Raw genomic sequence first — 17,664 nt, 5'->3', positions numbered from 1 at the left:
GCGGCCTAGAAGAGCTTGCTGCCGAGCTTGGCGTTCACGGCCGGCGAGACGAAGGTCGCCTCGCCGCTGTCCTTGCCCGGATACTGCACGCCGAGCACGAGGGCTTCCGAGACGACCGGCCCCATCTGCCGAGCCGGGAAGTTGAGCACTCCGAACACCAGCCGCCCCACGACCTCGTCCACGGGGTGGGAGGTGAACCTCCCGTAGCTCGTGCGGCGCCCGTATTTGCCGAAATCGATGACCATCCTGTACGTCGGCTTGGGGGTCTCGGCGCAGGGCTCGGCCTCGACGATGCGCCCGAGACGGGCGTCGAGCAGGGCGAAGGATTCTTCGAAGCTCACCTCGGGCTTCAATTCAGCAGCCATGATTTCTCCTTGTGCGATGGGGCCCTCACGCCTGCCGCAGCGAGGCCAGGGCCAGTGTCAGGCCCAGGCAGACTAGGACGCCGCCGATGCCCCGCTCCACGTGGTGCCGGGCCGAGGCGACGACCCGCTGGGCCGGAACGGAGGAAAAGGCCAGGGCCACCAGGACGAACCACGCCAAATGGGCCAGGGACATGAACGCCCCGTAGCCGAGTTGGACCGGCAGGGGTGTCCGTGGGCTGATCACCTGTGTGAACAGGCTGACCACGAAGAGGGTGGTCTTGGGGTTGGTGGCGTTGGTCAGAAAACCGCGGCGCAGGGCGCCGAGGTCGGACAGGGGCGGCAAGGGCACCGCGCCGGGCGCCGCGGGCATGGCCCGAAGCATGCCGATGCCGAGCCAGACGAGATAGGCTGCGCCCAGATACTTGATCAGGCTGAAAAGCATCTCCGACCGGGAAATGACGAGTCCCACCCCCAGAAGGCTATAAGCCACATGGACCAGCACGCCCAGGGAGATGCCGGCGGCGGTCAGCACTCCGGCCCGCCTGGAGATGACCATGCTGTTGCGGGTGACCATGGCGAAATCCGCGCCGGGGCTGATGACGGCCAGGATGGTGATGGTGGCGACGGTGACGAGTTCGAGCATCTTCCTTATCCGCAGAGGATGGCGGCCCGGGCGCAAAGCCGGGCGGACGCATGGGCCTTACGCCGTGTTGCGCAGGAAACGCAAGCCTTTGCTTCTTCCCGCTTGTCCCTCGGGGAGAACTCGGATAGCGAGGGAAACGCAGCGCTCAAACGGTTCAAGGAGTCCCTATGTCCATCAGAACCAAGGTCTTCCTCATCATCTTCGTTCTCTTCGCCGCCCTTGGAGCTGCGGATTTCATTATCCAGCGCTTCATCATCTACCCCAGTTTCCTGGAGCTGGAATATCGGGAAGCCGGCGAGAACCTGCAGCGCATCTTCCACGCCATCGACCGCGAAACCTACCACGTGGGGCGTCTGTGCCGCGACTGGGCGACGTGGAACGATTCCCACGACTTCATGGCCACTGGCTCCGAGCGCTTCATCGAAAGCAACCTGAGCGACGATTCCCTGGACAACATCTCCCTGAACATGATCGCCTTCTGCGACACCAGAGGCAACATCGTCTGGAGCCGCGTCCGCGACCTGGAGGAAAAGACGACGCTGCAGCTCGGCTTCATGGACGGGGGACACATCGACCTGAAGCACACGACGCTCTCCGTGCACCCCTCTCCCGAAGGCGGCAGGGGCAACAGGGGCATATTCAACACCGAAGCCGGGCCCATGCTCTTCGCCTCCCGGGAAATTCTGCGCTCCGACGGGTCGGGCCCCTCCAACGGCTTCCTGATCATGGGACGCTTCCTGAACCAAGCCATGCTCGAGACCCTGAAGGAGCAGACCCGCCTGTCCTTCGAAATCGTCGCCCCCTTCGACACGTCGAAGATGCTCTGCCGCACGGCCGGCATGAAGCCCATGACCGTCGGCGACCTGCACTACTTCACCAAAACCGAAGGCGGGAACATGGTGTCCTGTGCAGGATACCAGGACGAAACCGGCGAAACCCTTTTCGGGGTCCAGTACCTCTTTCCCCGCGAGACCACCCGCAAGGGCCTCGCCAGCATCCGTTACGCCGTCTTTCTGGTCATCGGTTCCGGCGTGACCGTGCTCGTGATCCTGAACCTGATGATGCAGGCCGTGGTCCTGAGGCCCCTGAAGCGTCTGACCGACCATGCCGTCAAGCTGCAGGAGGAGGGTGACTATTCCCTGCGCCTGGGGCTCGAGCGCAAGGACGAGATCGGAGTCCTGGCCAAGAGCCTCGATTCCCTGGTCCAGACCATCAGCGACCGCACCGTGGAACTCCAGCGGGCCAACGAACAGCTCACGCAGCTCTCCCTGAACGACGCCCTGACCGGCATCGCCAACCGTCGCATGTTCGACGTCTACCTCAAGCAGGAATGGCGACGGGCCATGCGCGAGCAGGCACCCCTGTCCATCATGCTGGCCGACGTGGACCATTTCAAGAACTACAACGACACCTACGGGCACCAGCAGGGCGACATGTGCCTCATCGGCGTGGCCGCTGTCATGCAGCTGCACATGCAGCGTCCGGCCGACCTGCTGGCCCGGTACGGCGGGGAGGAGTTCGCCGTGATCCTGCCGGGCACCGACGCCGAAGGGGCCGGGCACATCGCCGGGGTCCTGGCGCAGGCCGTTCGGGATCTGCGCATCGAGCACTCCGGGTCCGACGCAGCGCCCTGCGTGACCCTGAGCATCGGCGTCGTGACCACGATCCCCTCGCCCGAGGAAGGGGACGGCAGCATGGACATACTCCTTGAACAAGCCGACCAGGCCCTGTACCAGGCCAAGAATTCCGGCCGCAACAAAGTCCAGACCTGGACGCCCGAACAGTTAAAGGCCGAATAGCGCGCCCGCCGGATCTCTCCTCGCCGGGCGCGGGAAACGAACCCGCCGCCTTCATCCTCCGGCAGTAAGCCGGACCCAAAGGAAATCTATGTCATTCGAATCACTCGGATTACCCATCCCGCTTGTTCAAGCCCTGGCCGCACGCGGGCTGCGCGAAGCCCTGCCAGTGCAGGAGGCCGCCCTGCCCGTCCTGGCCGCCCGCGAATCGGCCATGCTCGTCTCCCGAACCGGGTCGGGCAAGACCCTGGCCTATCTCCTGCCCATCCTGGCGGGCATCGACCCGCAAAGCCCGCACGTGCAGGCCGTGATCCTGGCCCCGACCCACGAGCTGGCCATGCAGATCAACCGCGTGGCCAAGGAGCTGTCGGCGGAGGCCGGCCTCGGGGTCAGAGTCCAGTCCCTCATCGGCGGCGCGGCCGCCAGCCGGCAGATCGAGGGGCTGAAGAAAAAGCCGCACATCGTCGTCGGTTCGGCCGGACGCATCACCCACCTCCTGGACCTGGGCAAGCTGAAGCTGCGCGACACGGCCTGGCTGGTGCTCGACGAAGCGGACCGCCTGCTCATCGAGGAAGGGCTCGAACATGTGCGGCGCATCACCGGCGAACTGGGGCCGCAGACGCGCTTCGTCTTCGTCTCGGCCACCGAAGGCCCGGCCACGACCCGCATCGCCAAGGGCCTGGCCCCGGACCTCAAGTTCGTGCGCGTGCAGGCAAGCATCAGCCCCACCATCCGCCACTGCTACCTCGTGTGCGAGGAGCGGGACAAGATCGAGTGGCTGCGCAAGGCCCTGCGCGGCCTCGAACCCAGCCGCGCCCTCGTCTTCGTGCACCGCGGGGCCAGCGCCGAACGCATCTCCGAGCGCCTCGACTATCACCAGCTGGCCGTGGCCGACCTGCACGGGGCCAGGGACAAGTTCGAGCGCCAGGCCGCCCTGGACAGCTTCCGCAGGGGCAAGGCCCGGGTGCTCATCGCCTCGGACATCGCGGCCCGCGGCCTGGACATTGCGGACGTGGAGCTGGTGGTCAACCTCGACGCCCCGAGCCAGAGCCGGGACTACCTGCACCGCGCCGGACGAACCGGCCGCGCCGGGGCCGCCGGGCTCGTCCTGACCTTGCTGACCGAGCCCGAAACCCGCCTGGCCAGACGCTATGCCGAGGAACTCGACATCGCCATGGAGCCCGTACGCATGGTGCGCGGCGCCTTGGCGCCGTCCGACGCGTCCGGTGCGCAGCCCCTGGCCCCTGCGCCGCGCAAACGCGGACCGGCGGCCCCCGGTTCACCGCGCACGCCAGGCAAGGCCCAGACAATCCGGAAATCCGAGCCATCAGCCCCAAAATCCGGGAAAGGGCCGCGTCGCCCGGAAGCCAGGCACGGAGAATCTGCCGACAAGCAGCAGCAAAACCCGAACCAAAAATCCGGCGGCCATGCCAAACCGACCGCAAGACGGCCCGACGCCGACAGACCCGGCTCCCCGTCCAGCCGCAAGCCCGCGCAGGCAGGAAGGCCCGCGGGCAGCCCTCCCGCACGGCGTCCCAAATCCAAGAAACCCGCATGAAACGTCCGCAGGTCGCCCGGATGAACCGCCACATCCAGACGGCCTGCGTTCACGCCTCTTTGTAACGCAACCCCTCAAAATCATGATTGACAACAATCTTGTTTCGGCAGTAGTTCATCCGCCAGTGTTATGATTTGATTTTCGGTGTTATCCTTTCGGCTCTTTCTTGAATTCAATACTCTTCCAACGTGATTTCCGGGGCGAACCGTATTCCACGCACGTACCCGGGACAGGAGGTGCGCCGCGATGATGAGAATCTTTCTGCTCTGTTTCACCCTGGTCTTCTGCGCCGCCAACTCGGCCCTGGCGCATTTCGGCATGCTCATTCCCTCCGCGGGCAGCGTCGCGGACAAGAAGGACGCGGCCCTGACCCTGACCCTGTCCTTTTCCCACCCCATGGAAATGGTCGGCATGCCGCTGGCCTCCCCCGCATCCTTTAAGGTCTTCGCCGACGGGGAATCCGCGGACCTGCTGCCTGCCCTGAAACCTGCAAAGGTCATGGGCAACGAGGCCTGGAGCGCCGGCTACGCCGTCACGAAGCCCGGCGTGTACCAGTTCGTCATGGAGCCCAAGCCCTACTGGGAGCCGGCTGAGGACTGCTTCATCGTCCACATCACCAAGACCGTCGTGCCGGCTTTCGGCGAAGAGGAGGGCTGGGACCGCCCCCTGGGCCTCAAGACCGAGATCGTGCCCCTGACCCGCCCCTTCGGCAATTACGTGGGCAACGTCTTCCAGGGACAGGTGCTCCTCGACGGCAAGCCCGTGCCCGGAGCCATGGTCGAAGTGGAGTTCTACAACCGGGACGGCAAGCGTGAAGCCCCCAACGATTACATGATCACCCAGGTCGTCAAGGCCGACGAGGGCGGCGTGTTCACCTACGGCGTGCCCTTTGCCGGCTGGTGGGGCTTCGCCGCCCTGAACACGGCTGACGCGAAGATGGACCACGACGGCTCGCCCAAGGACGTGGAACTCGGAGCCGTGCTGTGGACGGAATTTCTTGAACCCATGCGCAAGTAGGGCTACACGACTGCCTCGACAGATGCGTTCACCCCGACCCGCCGGCAACCCTCCCGGCGGGTCCGACACACGGCCGTAACGGGCCGGAGACTGCGGGAGCCGATCGTGCACATTTCCGAAGGAGTCCTCTCCCCCGCCATCCTGGGCGCCGGCGCGGCCCTGGCCGCCGCAGGAACGGCCGTGGGCCTGCGCCACCTCGACTACGACCGGCTCATGACCGTGGCCATCCTGTCCGCGGCCTTTTTCGTCGGCTCCCTCATCCATGTGCCCATCGGCCCGGCCAGCGCCCACCTCATCCTGAACGGCCTCCTGGGCGCGATCCTGGGCTGGGCAGCCTTCCCGGCCATCCTCGTGGCCCTGGTCCTGCAGTCCGTACTTTTCCAATACGGCGGTTTCACGGTTCTGGGGGTCAACACCTTCAACATGGCCTTCCCGGCCGTGCTGTGCTTTTACCTGCTGCGGCCCCTGCTGACGCGAAACGCCCGGCTGCGCACCGCGGGCGCGTTCTGCTGCGGAGCCCTGTCCGTGGCCGGGGCCGGGTTGCTGACCGCCCTGTCCCTGTCCTTCACCAGCGAAGGCTTTCTGCAGGCCGCGCGCATCCTCTTCGTTGCCCACATTCCGGTCATGATCGCGGAAGGGATCGTCACCGCGCTGGCCGTGTCCTTTCTGGCCCGAGTGCGGCCGGAACTTCTGAACCTCACCTGAACCGCATTGAGGAGAAGCCCCATGCGCCGCATTCTGCTGCCCCTTGTCCTCGCCCTGTTGACCCATACCGCGGCCCTGGCCCACAGGGTCAATGTTTTCGCCTATGTCGAGGGTGGAGACGTGGTGGTCGAGTGCAGCTACAGCAAGTCCAAGCGGGTCAACCGCGGGGCCATCGAGGTGCTGAGCCTGCAGAGCGGAGAAACCCTGCTGACCGGGGAAACGGACGAAGACGGCCACTTCCGCTTTCCGGTGCCCGAAGCGGCCAAACGGACGGCTTCCGGACTGCGCATCGTGCTGCGGGCCGGGGAAGGCCATCAGAACGAGTGGGTTGTGGACGCCGCGGAGTTCATGCCCTCAGGTTCGGAATCAGCCGAAGGGGCGGGTGCGGCGCAGCCGACCGTCGCCCCGGAGCGGACCGCGCCCGACAACGCCGAAGGGCCCGGGGCGCTGTCGCGCGGCGACGTGGAGGAAATCGTGAACGCGGCCCTTGACGCCAAGCTCGCGCCCATCAGGCGCGCCGTGCTGGAACGGACGGAGGAGGGCCCGGGCATGCGGGAAATCATCGGCGGCATCGGCTGGATCTTCGGAATCGTCGGCCTGGCCGCATATTTCAAGGGCCGGTCCCGTGTTTGACGAGCCTTTCGCCTGCGGCGACTCCCCCGTGCACGGGCTCGACCCCAGGGTGCGCCTGGCCGCGGCAACCTTTTTTTCCGTCTGCGTGGCGCTCCTGAAAGCGCCGGCCGCCGCAGGCGCCGCCCTGCTCCTGGCCGCGACGGTCCTCGCCCTGAGCCGGCCGCCGGCGCTCCTGCTGGTCAGGCGCCTGGCCGTGGTCAACGCCTTCATCCTCTTTCTGTGGGCCACGGTGCCCGCAACCATGCCCGGTCAGGAACTGCTGACCGTGGGGCCCCTCTCCTTCAGCCGCGAGGGCGTGGCCCTGGCCTGGCTCGTGACCCTCAAGTCCAACGCCATCCTGCTGGCCTTCCTGGCCCTAGCCGCGACCATGAACGCCCCGACCATGGGACACGCCATGGACCGTCTGGGCGTGCCGCCCAAGCTGGTCTTTCTCTTCCTCTTCACCTATCGCTACCTGCACGTCATCGCCGACGAATGGCGGCGGCTGATCACGGCGGCCAGGCTGCGCGGCTTCGCACCCCGGACCGGCATGCACAGCTACCGGACCATCGCCCATCTGCTGGCCATGGTCCTGGTCGGCAGCTTCGACCGTTCAGGTCGCGTCTACCAGGCCATGGTCCTGCGCGGGTTCTCCGGACGCTTCGCATCCGTGGTACGCTTCCGGGCCAGGACCCGCGACGCACTCTTCGCCCTGTTCTGGCTGGCGGCCACGGCCGCGCTCACCGTGATGGACCTGTACCCGGAGGCCCTTGGTGTCTGAACCGTCCCTTTTCGCCCTGGAAAACGTGTCCTTCGCCTACCCTTCGGGGCGCGAGGTCCTGCGCGACGTGAACTTCGCCTTCGAACCCGGCCGCAAGATCGGCCTCTACGGATCCAACGGCAGCGGCAAAACGACCCTTTTCCATATCATCATGGGCCTCGCGGCGCCTTCGACGGGGAGGGTGCTCTTCCACGGCGTCCCCGTGAGCGGCGAAAGGCAGTTCCGCGCCCTGCGCCGCGAAGTGGGCCTGGTCATGCAGAACGCCGAGGACCAGCTCTTCAACCCCACGGTCCTCGACGACGTGGCCTTCGGCCCCCTGAACCTCGGGCTGTCGGCCGACGAGGCGAGGGATCGAGCGGAGGATACCCTGCGGGAACTGGGCCTTGCGGGCTTCGGAAGCCGTCTGACCCACCGTCTTTCGGGCGGCGAGAAGAAGCTCGTCTCCCTGGCCACGGTCCTGTCCATGCGGCCGAGCGTCCTGCTCCTGGACGAGCCGACCAACGGCCTGGACCCGCAGACCCGGGAGCGCATCATCGAAATCCTGGGCGCCCTGCCCACGGCGCGCATCATCATCTCCCACGACTGGGACTTCCTGGCGCAGACCACGACACGGTTCATGACCATCAAGGACGGCAGCCTGCTGACCGACATCCCCCACCTGCCGCACCGCCACGTGCACGCCCATCCCCTGGGAAACGAGCCGCACCATCACCACGACTAGACGTCTGCGGCAGGAGCGCGGAATTCCTGCAGCCAATGGCCCAGTTCGGCATGGAGCCCCCGGGCCTCGTCGAGGCGCCCCTCCTTGGCGGCCAGCTCCAGGTTCCGGGCCGCGTCGCCCAGTTCCTGCAAGCCCATGTTGAACAGGGTCCCCTTCAGCATGTGGGCCGCGTCGGCCATCTCAGACCAGCCGTCGCGGGCCAGAGCCTCATCGAGGCGACGCAACGTCTCTCCGACCGTGTCGCGCCCGATGGCGTACAATTCCCGCACTTCGTCCAGGCCGAAGCCATAGACCCGGCACAGGTGCTCAAGCACCCTCCGCTCCAGACTTTTGTCCACGTCGAACTCCTTTTCGGTGATATGCAGACCCCAAGGATCATTGCGCCCCCGGGCCGTTTCGGTCAACTCCCGGCGCATCCGCGCCGCGCCTGCGCCGGGAGTTGACCACGGACACGAATTGTCCTTATGAGATTTCACGGTGTGAAGTCTTCTCAGTTCACGCGCCCCAAGGAGACCCAAATGGACCCAGCATTGGCCAAGCCCTTCATCAAAGCCACCAAGGACGTGCTCGCCGCCATGGCCGCCCTCGACGTCGTCGCCGGGACGCCCTACATCAAGAAGGACAAGATGGCCCGCGGCGACGTGTCGGCCGTGATCGGCATCACCGGCGACAAGCACGGCACCTTTTCCATTTCCTTCGACCGCAAGACCGCCGTGCACATCGTCAAGCAGATGCTCGGCGACGCCATCGAGGACATCCTGCAGGACGTGCAGGACGCCGTGGGCGAGATCACCAACATGATCTCCGGCCAGGCCCGCGTCGGCCTGGTCGACATGGGCCTGAAGCTCCAGGGCTCCACGCCGTCCGTCATCATGGGCGACAACCACACCATCGCCCACATGACCTCGGCCCTGGCCATCGCCATCCCCTTCTCCTGCGAAGCCGGGACCTTCACCCTCGAATTCTGCTTCGACTAGCCCCATGAGCGGCGCGGGGAACATCAACGACCAGGTTTCGCAGCTCCTCCTCGGGGCCAGCGCCCGCGCCATCGAGGCGCCCAAGGAGTTCGACCTCATGGAGATGCCCGTCGAAGGCGTGGCCGCCTTCTGGCTCTCCGTAAAAAAAACCCTCGATTCCAGGAAAAAGGACGACGGCTTCCTGCTTGAGGAGGCCCGCCACACACGCGAGCCCCACGTGCGCTTCCTGCTGGAGCTGGCCGCCTCGTCCTTCCCCGCCTCCCGCTGCGAAGATCTGGCGCAGGTGCGCAAGCGGAACATCCTGGCCGAACTGCACCGCAAGTACGTCCTCATGGCCATCGGGCTTCTGGGCATCGTGTCCAAGGAGAACCCGCAGAAGGTCATGATCCGCTTCCTGTCCAAGTTCCACATCGCGCCGATCTTCGAGAAGCAGGTCTTCGACGTGGCCCAGGTCATGCTCAAGAACCTGGACAACTCCGAGCTCAACAAGGCCAAGTTCCTGAACATCGACCACAAGCTCAAGATCGAAGCCCTGATCATCAACCTCATCTTCTACTGCATGCTGGCCAGGCGCAGCGGGGTGGAATCCCTGCTGGACTACCAGGAGTTCATTTCCTCCCAGTACTTCAAGGACGGGCTGGCCCTCATCCGCGACGGGTTCGACTACGACTTCGTCAAGTTCCGCCTGAATCTGGTCAAGAAGGAGATCCTGGAGGCCACGGAACTGAAGATGGACCTGTCCATGCACATGATGTCGGCCATCAAGTCCGGCGTACCCTTCGCCGACCTCTACCTCATCGCCAAGGCCTACCTGCCGTGAAAAAAGGCCGCCCCCTCGCGGGAGCGGCCTTGCATCGTCGATTGAAACGCCCGGGATCACTCCTGGGCTTTCTTTTTCTTTTCGGGCCCTTTCAGCTGGACCTGCTGGTTGTTTTCCTTGACCTTGGCCGGCTTGCGGTAATCCTTGTGCATGAACAGGCAGCTGGTGGGACAGTGGTCCACGCAGATGCCGCAGTACACGCAGGAATACGGGTCGACCTCCCAGGTCTTGGCGTCCTTGTTCACGGTGATGCACTGCGAGGGGCACTTCTTCTGGCACATGCCGCACATGATGCATTCCTCGATCCTGATGTCGAGGTTGCCGCGCACGTTCTCGAAGGTCTCCCGGACCTGGAACGGGTAGAGCCGCGTATGTGTCTTGCTCAGGAAGTTCCTGAGCACGGTCGCTGTCATATCGAACATGGGGCCTCCTTAACGTTCCGTACAGCTGATGCAGGGATCGATGGACAGAGCGATAATCGGCACGTCGGCCATTTCGCAGCCGGGGAGCATCGCCAAGAGCGGCGGCACGTTGGCGAATGTGGGGGTGCGGATGCGGACGCGGTCCAGATACTTGTCCCCGGTCGCCCTGACGTAATACATCAGCTCGCCGCGGGGCTGCTCGGAACGGCAGACGATCTCGCCCGTGGGCTTGCCCTTGACCTTGGCGGCGATTTCGCCGTCCGGGATCTTGGCGATGAGCTGGCGCACGATGTCGATGGACTGGTACAGCTCGCGGAAGCGGACCATGGTCCGGGCCCAGCTGTCGCCGTCCTTCTCCACCACCGGCGCGAAGTCGACGTACTTGTAGGCGCCGTAGCCCAGCATGCGCATGTCCTGGGCCACGCCGGAACCGCGCAGCTGCGGGCCGGCCGCGCCCAGTTCGTAGGCCTGCTGGTAGGTCAGCACGCCGACGCCCACGGTGCGCTTCTTGACGGTGTAGTCGTTGGTCAGGACGGCCTTGATCTTGTCCAGTTCCTGCTCCAGCTCGTCCACGACCTGCACGACCCAGCGCAGCTGCTCGGGGCTCATGTCGCGGCGCACGCCGCCGATCTTGTTGACGGAGATGATGACGCGGTTGCCGGCCGTGGCCTCCATGACGTCCATGACGCGTTCGCGGATGCGCCAGGCGTGCATGAACATGCTCTCCATGCCGAAGGCGTCGGCCAGCAGGCCCAACCACAGCAGGTGCGAGTGCATGCGGTGCAGCTCGGACCAGATGACGCGCAGGAAGTCCGCGCGCTGCGGGACCTCGATGCCCATCAGGCCTTCAATGCACATGCAGTAGGTGTGGGCGTGAATGCAGCTGCAGATGCCGCACACGCGCTCGACGATCTGGACCATCTGGTCCATGTCGCGGATGGAGGCCAGAGTCTCCAGGCCTCGATGAACGTAGCCCAGGGTCGGCAGGGCTTCCTTGACGATCTCGTCCTCGAGGACGAGCTTGAGGTGCAGCGGTTCGGGCAGAACCGGGTGCTGGGGGCCGAAAGGTACGATGGTCGCCATGCTATGCTCCCTCCCCGGCTGATTCGGCCTTGTTGACCGTGAACTTGCAGAAGGGGAACTTCTTCACTTCCTCCTCCAGATAGAAATGCCCGCCGAAATCCAGGGCAATGCCTTCGAACGTGATGCCGAAGTGGTCCTGGGTCTCGTTCTCGATGATCAGGGCGGCGAAATAGATGCCGGAAATGCTCGGCACCACCCTGTCCGCCTTGGCCACGTTCAGGCGCAGGTGCGTCAGCTTCAGGTCCAGGTCGAAGTGGTACAGCAGGTCGAAGCTGTCGCCCAGATCAACGCAGCTCATGGTCACGAAGCGGTACCCCTTGTTCTTGAGGGACTGGACTTCGGATGCGAGCTGGCTCTTCTCCAGATTTGTGGTTTCAAATGCCATATCTTACCTCGTGACCTGACGGTCTTCGCGATTTTCGTAAAACTCCCTGGCCTTCTTGAGGTCGGCCACCAGCGGCTCCGTGTCCTTTTCGGGCCGGCGCTTCTTGAGCTTCTCCAGGGCCAGGACCACGCCGTCGATGATGGCCTCGGGCTTGGAGGGACAGCCGGGGACGTAGACATCCACCGGGATGACCTTGTCTATGCCGCCCAGGACGTTGTAGGCCTCACGGAACACGCCGCCCGAGGTGCCGCACGCGCCGATGGCGATGACGGCCTTGGGGTCGGGCATCTGGTCGTAGATGTTCTTCAGAGCCTTGGCGTTTCGGGGGTTGACCGTGCCGGAGACGACAAGGATGTCGGCGTGCTTGGGGTTGCCGATGTTCAGGATGCCGAAGCGCTCGACGTCGTACACCGGGGTGAGGCAGGCCAGCACCTCGATGTCGCACCCGTTGCAGCTCCCGCAGTCGAAATGGATGAGCCACGGAGACTTCACCCGGGATGTGTGCAGCAGATCTTGAAAAAAGCCCATATCTGAACTCCGTTGGTACTTAGAAGGACTTGGCGTACAGAAGCGCCATGTTGAAGAAGGACAGGCTGATGCCCACTGCCCACACGTAGGTCAGCATCCATTTCCACGTCATTCTGGGCGTCACGTTGTCGATGATGATCTCGGCCATGTAGGTCACGGCCAGCAGGATCACCAGGCCGATCCAGCTCGTGCTCCAAAACAGGCTGCAGATGGCCAGGATGAGCACGATGTCGTACCAATGGGCGATTTCCAGAATGGCCAGATAGGGCCCGGAGTATTCGGTCAGCACGCCGCGCACTAGTTCCTGGTGGGCATGGTGGCTGGCCGAGATGTCGAAGGGCGACTTGCGCAGCTTGATGGTCAGCGCGAAGGTCAGCACGAGGTACAAGAGCGGGAGCATGAGGAAGATCGGGCGCTCGTAGTCCAGGATGGCGTCGATCTTGAAGCTGCCGGTGACGAAGTAGATGCCGACGAAGACGATGATCAGAAGCGGCTCGTAGGTCAGCATCTGGATCAGCTCGCGCTGGGCGCCGAGCTGGGAGTAGGGCGACGGAACTGCCAGAGCGCCAACGACCATGAATACCGCGCCGATGGTCATGACGAAGAAGATCATGAGCAGGTCGGCCTGCATGGCGAAGAGGGCCACGCACAGGATCGAGGCGACCAGGTACATGTGCACGCAGAAGATCTGCCAGTAGTTGACGACCTGGGGCTCTTTGCCCAGCAGCTTGATGACGTCGTAGAAGGGCTGCAGGATCGGCGGCCCGAAGCGGCCCTGGAACCAGGCGGTGAGGCGGCGGTCGATGCCGGCCAGCAGGCCGCCGGCGAGAGGTGCCAGAATAATTGCCAGGATGACGAAGCTAATAGTCTTGAAGTCCATTTAGAACACCCCCGCCAGCAAGATGATCAGAATGCCGATGGCGACCAGGTTGATCCACCCGGTGATCCGGGATTCGCCAATGAGGTTTTCCATGTACCAGTTCGAGGTCTTGAAGTCGGCCCAGACGCCCAAGGGTCCCTTGAAGCCGAGCTTGCGCGCGTCGCCGGGGTCCTGCAGGCCGCAGACGTACGGGGTGACATAGGAGCCGCGCTTGATGAGCCGCTTGGAGGACGAGGCGCGCACCGCGTAGATGACGCCCAGGGTCATGACCACGAACACCGGGTACAGGGCGAACATGCCGATGTTGTTGGAGATGACGCCACGGGCCGAGATGTAGAGGTCGGTGTCGTAGAAGCGCTCCAGGACCGGCAGCACCATGGAGGTGTAGAGGCCCGGGGCCACGAAGCTGATCAGCACGGCCGCCACGGCCAGGGCCAGGAGCGGCAGACGGATCAGGCAGGGCTGGGACTCGGCCTGCGGAGCCTTGTCCGGCACCACCGAGGTCATGAGCAGCCCGAGCCAGCGGCCCCAGAAGACCATGGTCAGGGCCGAGCCGACGGCCAGCATGAGCACGACCAGCGGCAGATGGGCCGAAGCCTCGACGGCCATCCACTTGGACAGCAGGGCGCCGAAGGGCGGCAGGAACATGGTCACGATGCCGATCACGGCGACCATGGTCGTACGGGGCATGACACTGATCAGCCCGCGCATGTCCTCGATGTCGCGGCTGCCGATGTGCTGCTCGATGGTGCCGACGCACAGGAACATGAGGGCCTTGGAGATGGCGTGGAAGACGATCAGGAGCACCGCGGCCGACATGGCCGCCGGGGTGTTGATGCCTGCGCAGGCCACGATCATGCCGAGGTTGCTGATGGTCGAATAGGCCAGGATCTTCTTGCCGTTGCTCTGGGACAGGGCCAGGACCGCGGCTCCCAGGAACGTCACGGCGCCGAACAGGGCCACGTATTTGCTGAAGACCGTGCCGGCGAAGGCCGGGGCCAGACGGATGACCAGGTACACGCCCGCCTTGACCATGGTGCTCGAGTGCAGCAGCGCGGAGATGGGCGTCGGGGCGACCATGGCGCCGCACAGCCAGCTCTGGAAGGGGAGCTGGGCGGCCTTGGTGAAGCCAGCGAAGCACAAGAGGCCCACGGGCAGCAGGATCAGCTTGGAGGCGGATTCGGCGGTGATGATCTCCTGCAGGGACAGGGGCAGGCCCTGGGAACGGAAGATGACGAGGGCCAGGACAAAGGCCACGCCGCCCAGCATGTTCATCCACAGGGCGCGGGTGGCGTTCTTGACCGCGATCTCGGTGTCGTCATGCTTGATGAGCATGAACGAGCAGAACGTCGTCACTTCCCAGAAAAAGTACAGCCACAGCAGGTTGTTGGAGAAAACCAGGCCGTTCATGGCGCCCAGGAATAGAACCATGAAGAAGAAGAAACGCCCCTGCCTGGACGTAGCCAGCTTCAGATGGTGCTCGTGCTCCTTCATGTAGGCCAGGCCGTACACGCAGATGAGCGACCCGACGATGGAGATGACCATGCACATGATCATGGAGAACTGATCCACGTAGAGTGCGGGACCCATGTTCTCGCCGGGGTGCATGAACAGTTCGAGAAAGGCCAGGGGCACGATCTGCAGCAGGGTCAGGACGGCGATGAGCTTGTTCTTCATCCGGTAGGCGATTCCCAGGATGACGAACAGGAGCGCGAAGTCGAGCACCGCGATCAGGCTGTCGGGGTTGATCCCGAGAAAACTCTCGGGCGTGAAGGAAATCGCCCCCGACTGCACCAGCGCGAGCGATGCGACGGAGACGACCACGCCGGTTCCAATAACCAGCGCGGACCTCAGGGGTTTGACATTGATCAGACACAACACTGCCGCGATGAACGGCAGGGCGATGCTAATCCCTATCAGTTGCGGGGCTAGCATAGGCAAAAAACCTCCTTGCAATTTTGTCCAGTCACCATAGACGCCAGTATAAGTTCAGCCGGCAGGACCGACTGACGACTTCCCACGAAAGGAGCAGGGACAAGGAGAATGTGAACAAAAATCCTCGGGATTTTTGCAAAACGCTTGGCTATCCAAAAGAGGGGCAATAGGTCAATATAAAAGCGCTTATTTGATCAACCGAGCAATCTTTTACTCGTACGCATATAAATTGTTCAGCCAAACAATACATTGATTGATCAACCCGCTCGCGGATGCGCCGGGGCCGCGAGCGGCGCATCAAGCCGCTGTTGCAGTCGCTACAGGTACAGAATCCAGTTCAGAAGTGCGTCGCCCCAGAGCAGCGTCAGCACGGCGCCGAGGCAGAGGAAGGGGCCGAACGGCACAGCCGTGCGCATGCCCTGGGCGTCGGGGCGGCGCATGTAGACCACGGCCACGAGCAGGGCCGAGACCGCGGCGAGCAGGATCATGAGGGGGAGGCGGGACAGGCCGGTCAGGGCCCCGAGGCTGAGCATCAGCTTGATGTCCCCGGTGCCCAGGGCGTCGAGACCTCGCAGGCGCAGGTAGGCCTGCTGCAGCAGGAGAAAGACGCCCGCTCCGCACAGACTCCCCAGCGCCGTGTCCAGCCATTCAGCGGGCAGGTAAAGCGGGGTGGTCAGGGCCAATGCGGCGGCTGGCCAGGTCAGGATGTCCGGCAGGATGAAGGAGTCGAGGTCGATGAAGCTGGCCACCAGGAAGATGCCGAGAAAGACCATGTACACGGCCCACTGCAGGGTGGGGCCGAATTTCAGGGCGAAAAGCAGGGAGAGCAGCCCGGACAGGAGTTCGACGGCCGGATAACGCCAGTGGATGCGCCCCCGGCAGGACCTGCATCTGGCGCCGAGCAGCACGTAGGACAGGACCGGGATGTTCTCCCACCAGGACAGGACGTGCCCGCAGGCAGGACAGTGGGAGCCGGGGCTGACCACGGACTGCCCCGTGAGGTAGCGGTGGACGCAGACGTTGTAGAAGCTGCCCAGGCACAGACCCAGGATAAGGGCCGCGGCGTGGAAGAGAACTGGCGGGAGCTGCATTTCAGGCATGGGGCTTCCGGTGGGACGGCACGTGGCCGGGACGTGCCGGGTTGCGGGTGCTGCGTTTCAGGTCAGCACCTCGTTGGCCCAGGCCGAGGCCTCGGCGGACAGCCTGCTGATGAGCGCCATGGACAGCCCCATCTGCGCAGCCTTGCCGTTCAGTCTGGCCCAGTTGCACCTGTCGATTTCGTCAAGAAGCCCGATCCAGGCCGAGTCGGGGCTGGTCGGGTCTACCAGCGCCTTCTTCAGGGCGGGGTCCAACGGGATCTCCTCCAACACCGTCGACATGGATTGGTCCAGGATGGCGTCCAGCAGCGAGAAAAAGCCCATCAGGAACATGCTGTCCTGATCGAAGGGACTGGGGTGGCGCATGGCCAGCAACTGCAGGAAGCGGGCCCGCTGCACGGAAATGCGGACCAGTTCCTGGGCCTTGTCCGTGGTGTTCATGTCCGAGAGGATGACCACCTGCAGCCACTGGCGCATGTTCTGGCAGCCCAGCATGGCCACGGCGCGTGGGATGGACGTAACCTCGACCTGCAGGCCGAAGAAGGCCGAATTGATGTATTTGAGCAGGCGGTAGGAGATGGACAGGTCCGTCTGGATGATCTGCACCAGGCGGTCGGGGTTCGTGTCCAGGGCGCCCAGTTCCTTCAGGAGCTTGAGCTTCGTGACTTGGCTGGCCGAGAGCTTGCGGCCGGGGATGATCTCGGGGCGGTTGAAGAAGAAGCCCTGGAAATAGGTGAAGCCGAGATTCTTGCAGACCTTGAAGATGTCGTGGGTCTCGACCTTTTCGGCCAGAAGGGCCGCCTTGTATCCCGAAACCCCTTCGACGATGGACCGGACCTCTTTCGGGGCCTTGTGCAGGATGTCGACCTTGATGATGTCCACCAGCTCGCACAGGGGTTCCAGGCCCGGGGCGCCCTCGTAGTCGTCCAGGGCCAGGACGTAGCCCCGCTTCTTCAGCTCGTGGCAGGCCTGGATGACCTCGGGCTCGGGCCGGACCGACTCCAGGATCTCCACCACGCAGCGTTCGGGGGGCAGCACGTAGGGCGCTGCGCCGACAAGGACGTTGCGCGGAAAATTGATGAGCGCCTTGGATCCCTGACGCAGCCCTGGCGCGGCCAGGCTGAAGCCGTCGGCGATAATTTGGCTTGTGGCCTGGTCGCCGTCCGTGAAGACGGCCGACTGGATGTCCTCTTCATGGCGGAAAAGCAGCTCGTACCCCCACACCTGCATATCCGCGGTGAAAATGGGGTGCCTGGCGACACAGATCTTGTCGTAGAGTTGTTCCGGGTACTGTTCTTCCATCATGGGGTTCCAGAGTCGTCCTTACAGTTGCCCGGGA

The 17,664-nt window shown here is 64.2% G+C and carries 20 protein-coding genes; 9 read left to right on the top strand and 11 right to left on the bottom strand.

Translation table 11 applies throughout. The features are described 5' to 3' along the window. Nucleotides 1-5: 5 nt before the first annotated feature. Nucleotides 6-365 (bottom strand): t-RNA-binding domain-containing protein, encoded by a 360-nt coding sequence (locus G394_RS0103025; RefSeq protein WP_028576392.1) that lies wholly within the window; start codon nucleotides 363-365, stop codon nucleotides 6-8. A gap of 25 nt (nucleotides 366-390) precedes the next feature. Then, entirely contained in the window at nucleotides 391-1,008 is a 618-nt protein-coding gene (locus G394_RS0103020; RefSeq protein ID WP_028576391.1) for a LysE family transporter, read from the bottom strand. A 167-nt stretch (nucleotides 1,009-1,175) separates the two neighbouring features. On the opposite strand from G394_RS0103020, the gene G394_RS0103015 reads away from it, so the two are divergent. From G394_RS0103015 to G394_RS0102985, 7 genes are all read left to right on the top strand, one after another. Beyond that, entirely contained in the window at nucleotides 1,176-2,807 is a 1,632-nt protein-coding gene (locus tag G394_RS0103015; RefSeq protein ID WP_028576390.1) for a sensor domain-containing diguanylate cyclase, read from the top strand. An 88-nt stretch (nucleotides 2,808-2,895) separates the two neighbouring features. Continuing rightward, on the top strand, nucleotides 2,896-4,362 hold the full coding sequence (locus tag G394_RS17730; protein ID WP_051306905.1) for a DEAD/DEAH box helicase: 1,467 nt from the start codon (nucleotides 2,896-2,898) through the stop codon (nucleotides 4,360-4,362). A 246-nt stretch (nucleotides 4,363-4,608) separates the two neighbouring features. Beyond that, nucleotides 4,609-5,379 (top strand): DUF4198 domain-containing protein, encoded by a 771-nt coding sequence (locus G394_RS0103005; protein WP_028576389.1) that lies wholly within the window; start codon nucleotides 4,609-4,611, stop codon nucleotides 5,377-5,379. A gap of 105 nt (nucleotides 5,380-5,484) precedes the next feature. Beyond that, a complete protein-coding gene (cbiM, locus tag G394_RS0103000) occupies nucleotides 5,485-6,084 on the top strand; it encodes a cobalt transporter CbiM (RefSeq protein ID WP_028576388.1) in 600 nt (199 codons plus the stop codon). A 21-nt stretch (nucleotides 6,085-6,105) separates the two neighbouring features. Continuing rightward, complete coding sequence (locus tag G394_RS0102995; protein WP_028576387.1) at nucleotides 6,106-6,717, top strand: hypothetical protein; 612 nt, start codon at nucleotides 6,106-6,108, stop codon at nucleotides 6,715-6,717. Next, nucleotides 6,710-7,477 carry a cobalt ECF transporter T component CbiQ gene (gene cbiQ, locus G394_RS0102990; protein WP_028576386.1) on the top strand — a complete coding sequence of 256 codons (768 nt, stop codon included), beginning with the start codon at nucleotides 6,710-6,712 and terminating at the stop codon, nucleotides 7,475-7,477. Before G394_RS0102995 ends, cbiQ begins: the two co-directional genes overlap by 8 nt. Further along, nucleotides 7,470-8,198 (top strand): energy-coupling factor ABC transporter ATP-binding protein, encoded by a 729-nt coding sequence (locus G394_RS0102985; RefSeq protein ID WP_028576385.1) that lies wholly within the window; start codon nucleotides 7,470-7,472, stop codon nucleotides 8,196-8,198. The genes cbiQ and G394_RS0102985 overlap by 8 nt, the downstream gene beginning before the upstream one ends. Here G394_RS0102985 and G394_RS17725 read toward each other — a convergent pair. Next, nucleotides 8,195-8,536: an Hpt domain-containing protein gene (locus G394_RS17725; RefSeq protein WP_169725519.1), complete on the bottom strand. Its 342-nt coding sequence runs from the start codon at nucleotides 8,534-8,536 to the stop codon at nucleotides 8,195-8,197. The two genes, G394_RS0102985 and G394_RS17725, sit on opposite strands and share 4 nt — an antisense overlap. A gap of 180 nt (nucleotides 8,537-8,716) precedes the next feature. Between G394_RS17725 and G394_RS0102975 the strand changes: the two genes are divergently transcribed. Together G394_RS0102975 and G394_RS0102970 are read left to right on the top strand one after the other, a co-directional pair. Then, nucleotides 8,717-9,175, top strand: a complete 459-nt coding sequence (locus G394_RS0102975; protein ID WP_028576384.1) for a chemotaxis protein CheX — start codon at nucleotides 8,717-8,719, stop codon at nucleotides 9,173-9,175. A 4-nt stretch (nucleotides 9,176-9,179) separates the two neighbouring features. Beyond that, a complete protein-coding gene (locus G394_RS0102970) occupies nucleotides 9,180-9,995 on the top strand; it encodes a hypothetical protein (RefSeq protein WP_028576383.1) in 816 nt (271 codons plus the stop codon). Between the two features lie 56 nt (nucleotides 9,996-10,051). Here the strand turns inward: G394_RS0102970 and G394_RS0102965 are convergent, their stop codons facing one another. From G394_RS0102965 to G394_RS0102930, 8 genes are all read right to left on the bottom strand, one after another. Continuing rightward, entirely contained in the window at nucleotides 10,052-10,417 is a 366-nt protein-coding gene (locus tag G394_RS0102965; RefSeq protein WP_028576382.1) for a 4Fe-4S binding protein, read from the bottom strand. A gap of 9 nt (nucleotides 10,418-10,426) precedes the next feature. Then, entirely contained in the window at nucleotides 10,427-11,500 is a 1,074-nt protein-coding gene (locus G394_RS0102960) for a hydrogenase large subunit (protein ID WP_028576381.1), read from the bottom strand. Between the two features lies 1 nt (nucleotide 11,501). Then, complete coding sequence (locus G394_RS0102955; RefSeq protein ID WP_043774551.1) at nucleotides 11,502-11,885, bottom strand: NADH-quinone oxidoreductase subunit C; 384 nt, start codon at nucleotides 11,883-11,885, stop codon at nucleotides 11,502-11,504. A 3-nt stretch (nucleotides 11,886-11,888) separates the two neighbouring features. Then, nucleotides 11,889-12,413, bottom strand: a complete 525-nt coding sequence (locus G394_RS17720; protein WP_084435253.1) for an NADH-quinone oxidoreductase subunit B family protein — start codon at nucleotides 12,411-12,413, stop codon at nucleotides 11,889-11,891. Between the two features lie 19 nt (nucleotides 12,414-12,432). After that, nucleotides 12,433-13,293 (bottom strand): respiratory chain complex I subunit 1 family protein, encoded by an 861-nt coding sequence (locus G394_RS0102945; protein WP_028576379.1) that lies wholly within the window; start codon nucleotides 13,291-13,293, stop codon nucleotides 12,433-12,435. Next, nucleotides 13,294-15,228, bottom strand: coding sequence for an NADH-quinone oxidoreductase subunit 5 family protein (locus G394_RS0102940; protein WP_028576378.1), 1,935 nt, complete (start codon nucleotides 15,226-15,228; stop codon nucleotides 13,294-13,296). Nucleotides 15,229-15,545: 317 nt separating this feature from the next. Next, nucleotides 15,546-16,328, bottom strand: a complete 783-nt coding sequence (locus G394_RS0102935; protein WP_043774549.1) for a prepilin peptidase — start codon at nucleotides 16,326-16,328, stop codon at nucleotides 15,546-15,548. A gap of 57 nt (nucleotides 16,329-16,385) precedes the next feature. After that, nucleotides 16,386-17,630: an EAL and HDOD domain-containing protein gene (locus G394_RS0102930; protein WP_028576376.1), complete on the bottom strand. Its 1,245-nt coding sequence runs from the start codon at nucleotides 17,628-17,630 to the stop codon at nucleotides 16,386-16,388. Between the last annotated feature and the right edge of the window lie 34 nt (nucleotides 17,631-17,664).

The sequence above is a fragment of the Desulfomicrobium escambiense DSM 10707 genome, assembly GCF_000428825.1.
GTDB lineage: Bacteria > Desulfobacterota > Desulfovibrionia > Desulfovibrionales > Desulfomicrobiaceae > Desulfomicrobium > Desulfomicrobium escambiense.
This window is presented reverse-complemented; position numbering and strand designations above follow the sequence as displayed.

Excerpts from the sequence above, each read along its gene's own strand:
- G394_RS0103025 (WP_028576392.1), bottom strand. The coding sequence starts at position 365 with ATGGCTGCTGAATTGAAGCCCGAGGTGAGCTTCGAAGAATCCTTCGCC.
- G394_RS0103020 (WP_028576391.1), bottom strand. The coding sequence starts at position 1,008 with ATGCTCGAACTCGTCACCGTCGCCACCATCACCATCCTGGCCGTCATC.
- G394_RS0103015 (WP_028576390.1), top strand. The coding sequence starts at position 1,176 with ATGTCCATCAGAACCAAGGTCTTCCTCATCATCTTCGTTCTCTTCGCC.
- G394_RS17730 (WP_051306905.1), top strand. The coding sequence starts at position 2,896 with ATGTCATTCGAATCACTCGGATTACCCATCCCGCTTGTTCAAGCCCTG.
- G394_RS0103005 (WP_028576389.1), top strand. The coding sequence starts at position 4,609 with ATGATGAGAATCTTTCTGCTCTGTTTCACCCTGGTCTTCTGCGCCGCC.
- G394_RS0102995 (WP_028576387.1), top strand. The coding sequence starts at position 6,106 with ATGCGCCGCATTCTGCTGCCCCTTGTCCTCGCCCTGTTGACCCATACC.
- G394_RS0102975 (WP_028576384.1), top strand. The coding sequence starts at position 8,717 with ATGGACCCAGCATTGGCCAAGCCCTTCATCAAAGCCACCAAGGACGTG.
- G394_RS0102970 (WP_028576383.1), top strand. The coding sequence starts at position 9,180 with ATGAGCGGCGCGGGGAACATCAACGACCAGGTTTCGCAGCTCCTCCTC.
- G394_RS0102965 (WP_028576382.1), bottom strand. The coding sequence starts at position 10,417 with ATGTTCGATATGACAGCGACCGTGCTCAGGAACTTCCTGAGCAAGACA.
- G394_RS0102960 (WP_028576381.1), bottom strand. The coding sequence starts at position 11,500 with ATGGCGACCATCGTACCTTTCGGCCCCCAGCACCCGGTTCTGCCCGAA.
- G394_RS0102955 (WP_043774551.1), bottom strand. The coding sequence starts at position 11,885 with ATGGCATTTGAAACCACAAATCTGGAGAAGAGCCAGCTCGCATCCGAA.
- G394_RS17720 (WP_084435253.1), bottom strand. The coding sequence starts at position 12,413 with ATGGGCTTTTTTCAAGATCTGCTGCACACATCCCGGGTGAAGTCTCCG.
- G394_RS0102945 (WP_028576379.1), bottom strand. The coding sequence starts at position 13,293 with ATGGACTTCAAGACTATTAGCTTCGTCATCCTGGCAATTATTCTGGCA.
- G394_RS0102940 (WP_028576378.1), bottom strand. The coding sequence starts at position 15,228 with ATGCTAGCCCCGCAACTGATAGGGATTAGCATCGCCCTGCCGTTCATC.
- G394_RS0102935 (WP_043774549.1), bottom strand. The coding sequence starts at position 16,328 with ATGCCTGAAATGCAGCTCCCGCCAGTTCTCTTCCACGCCGCGGCCCTT.
- G394_RS0102930 (WP_028576376.1), bottom strand. The coding sequence starts at position 17,630 with ATGATGGAAGAACAGTACCCGGAACAACTCTACGACAAGATCTGTGTC.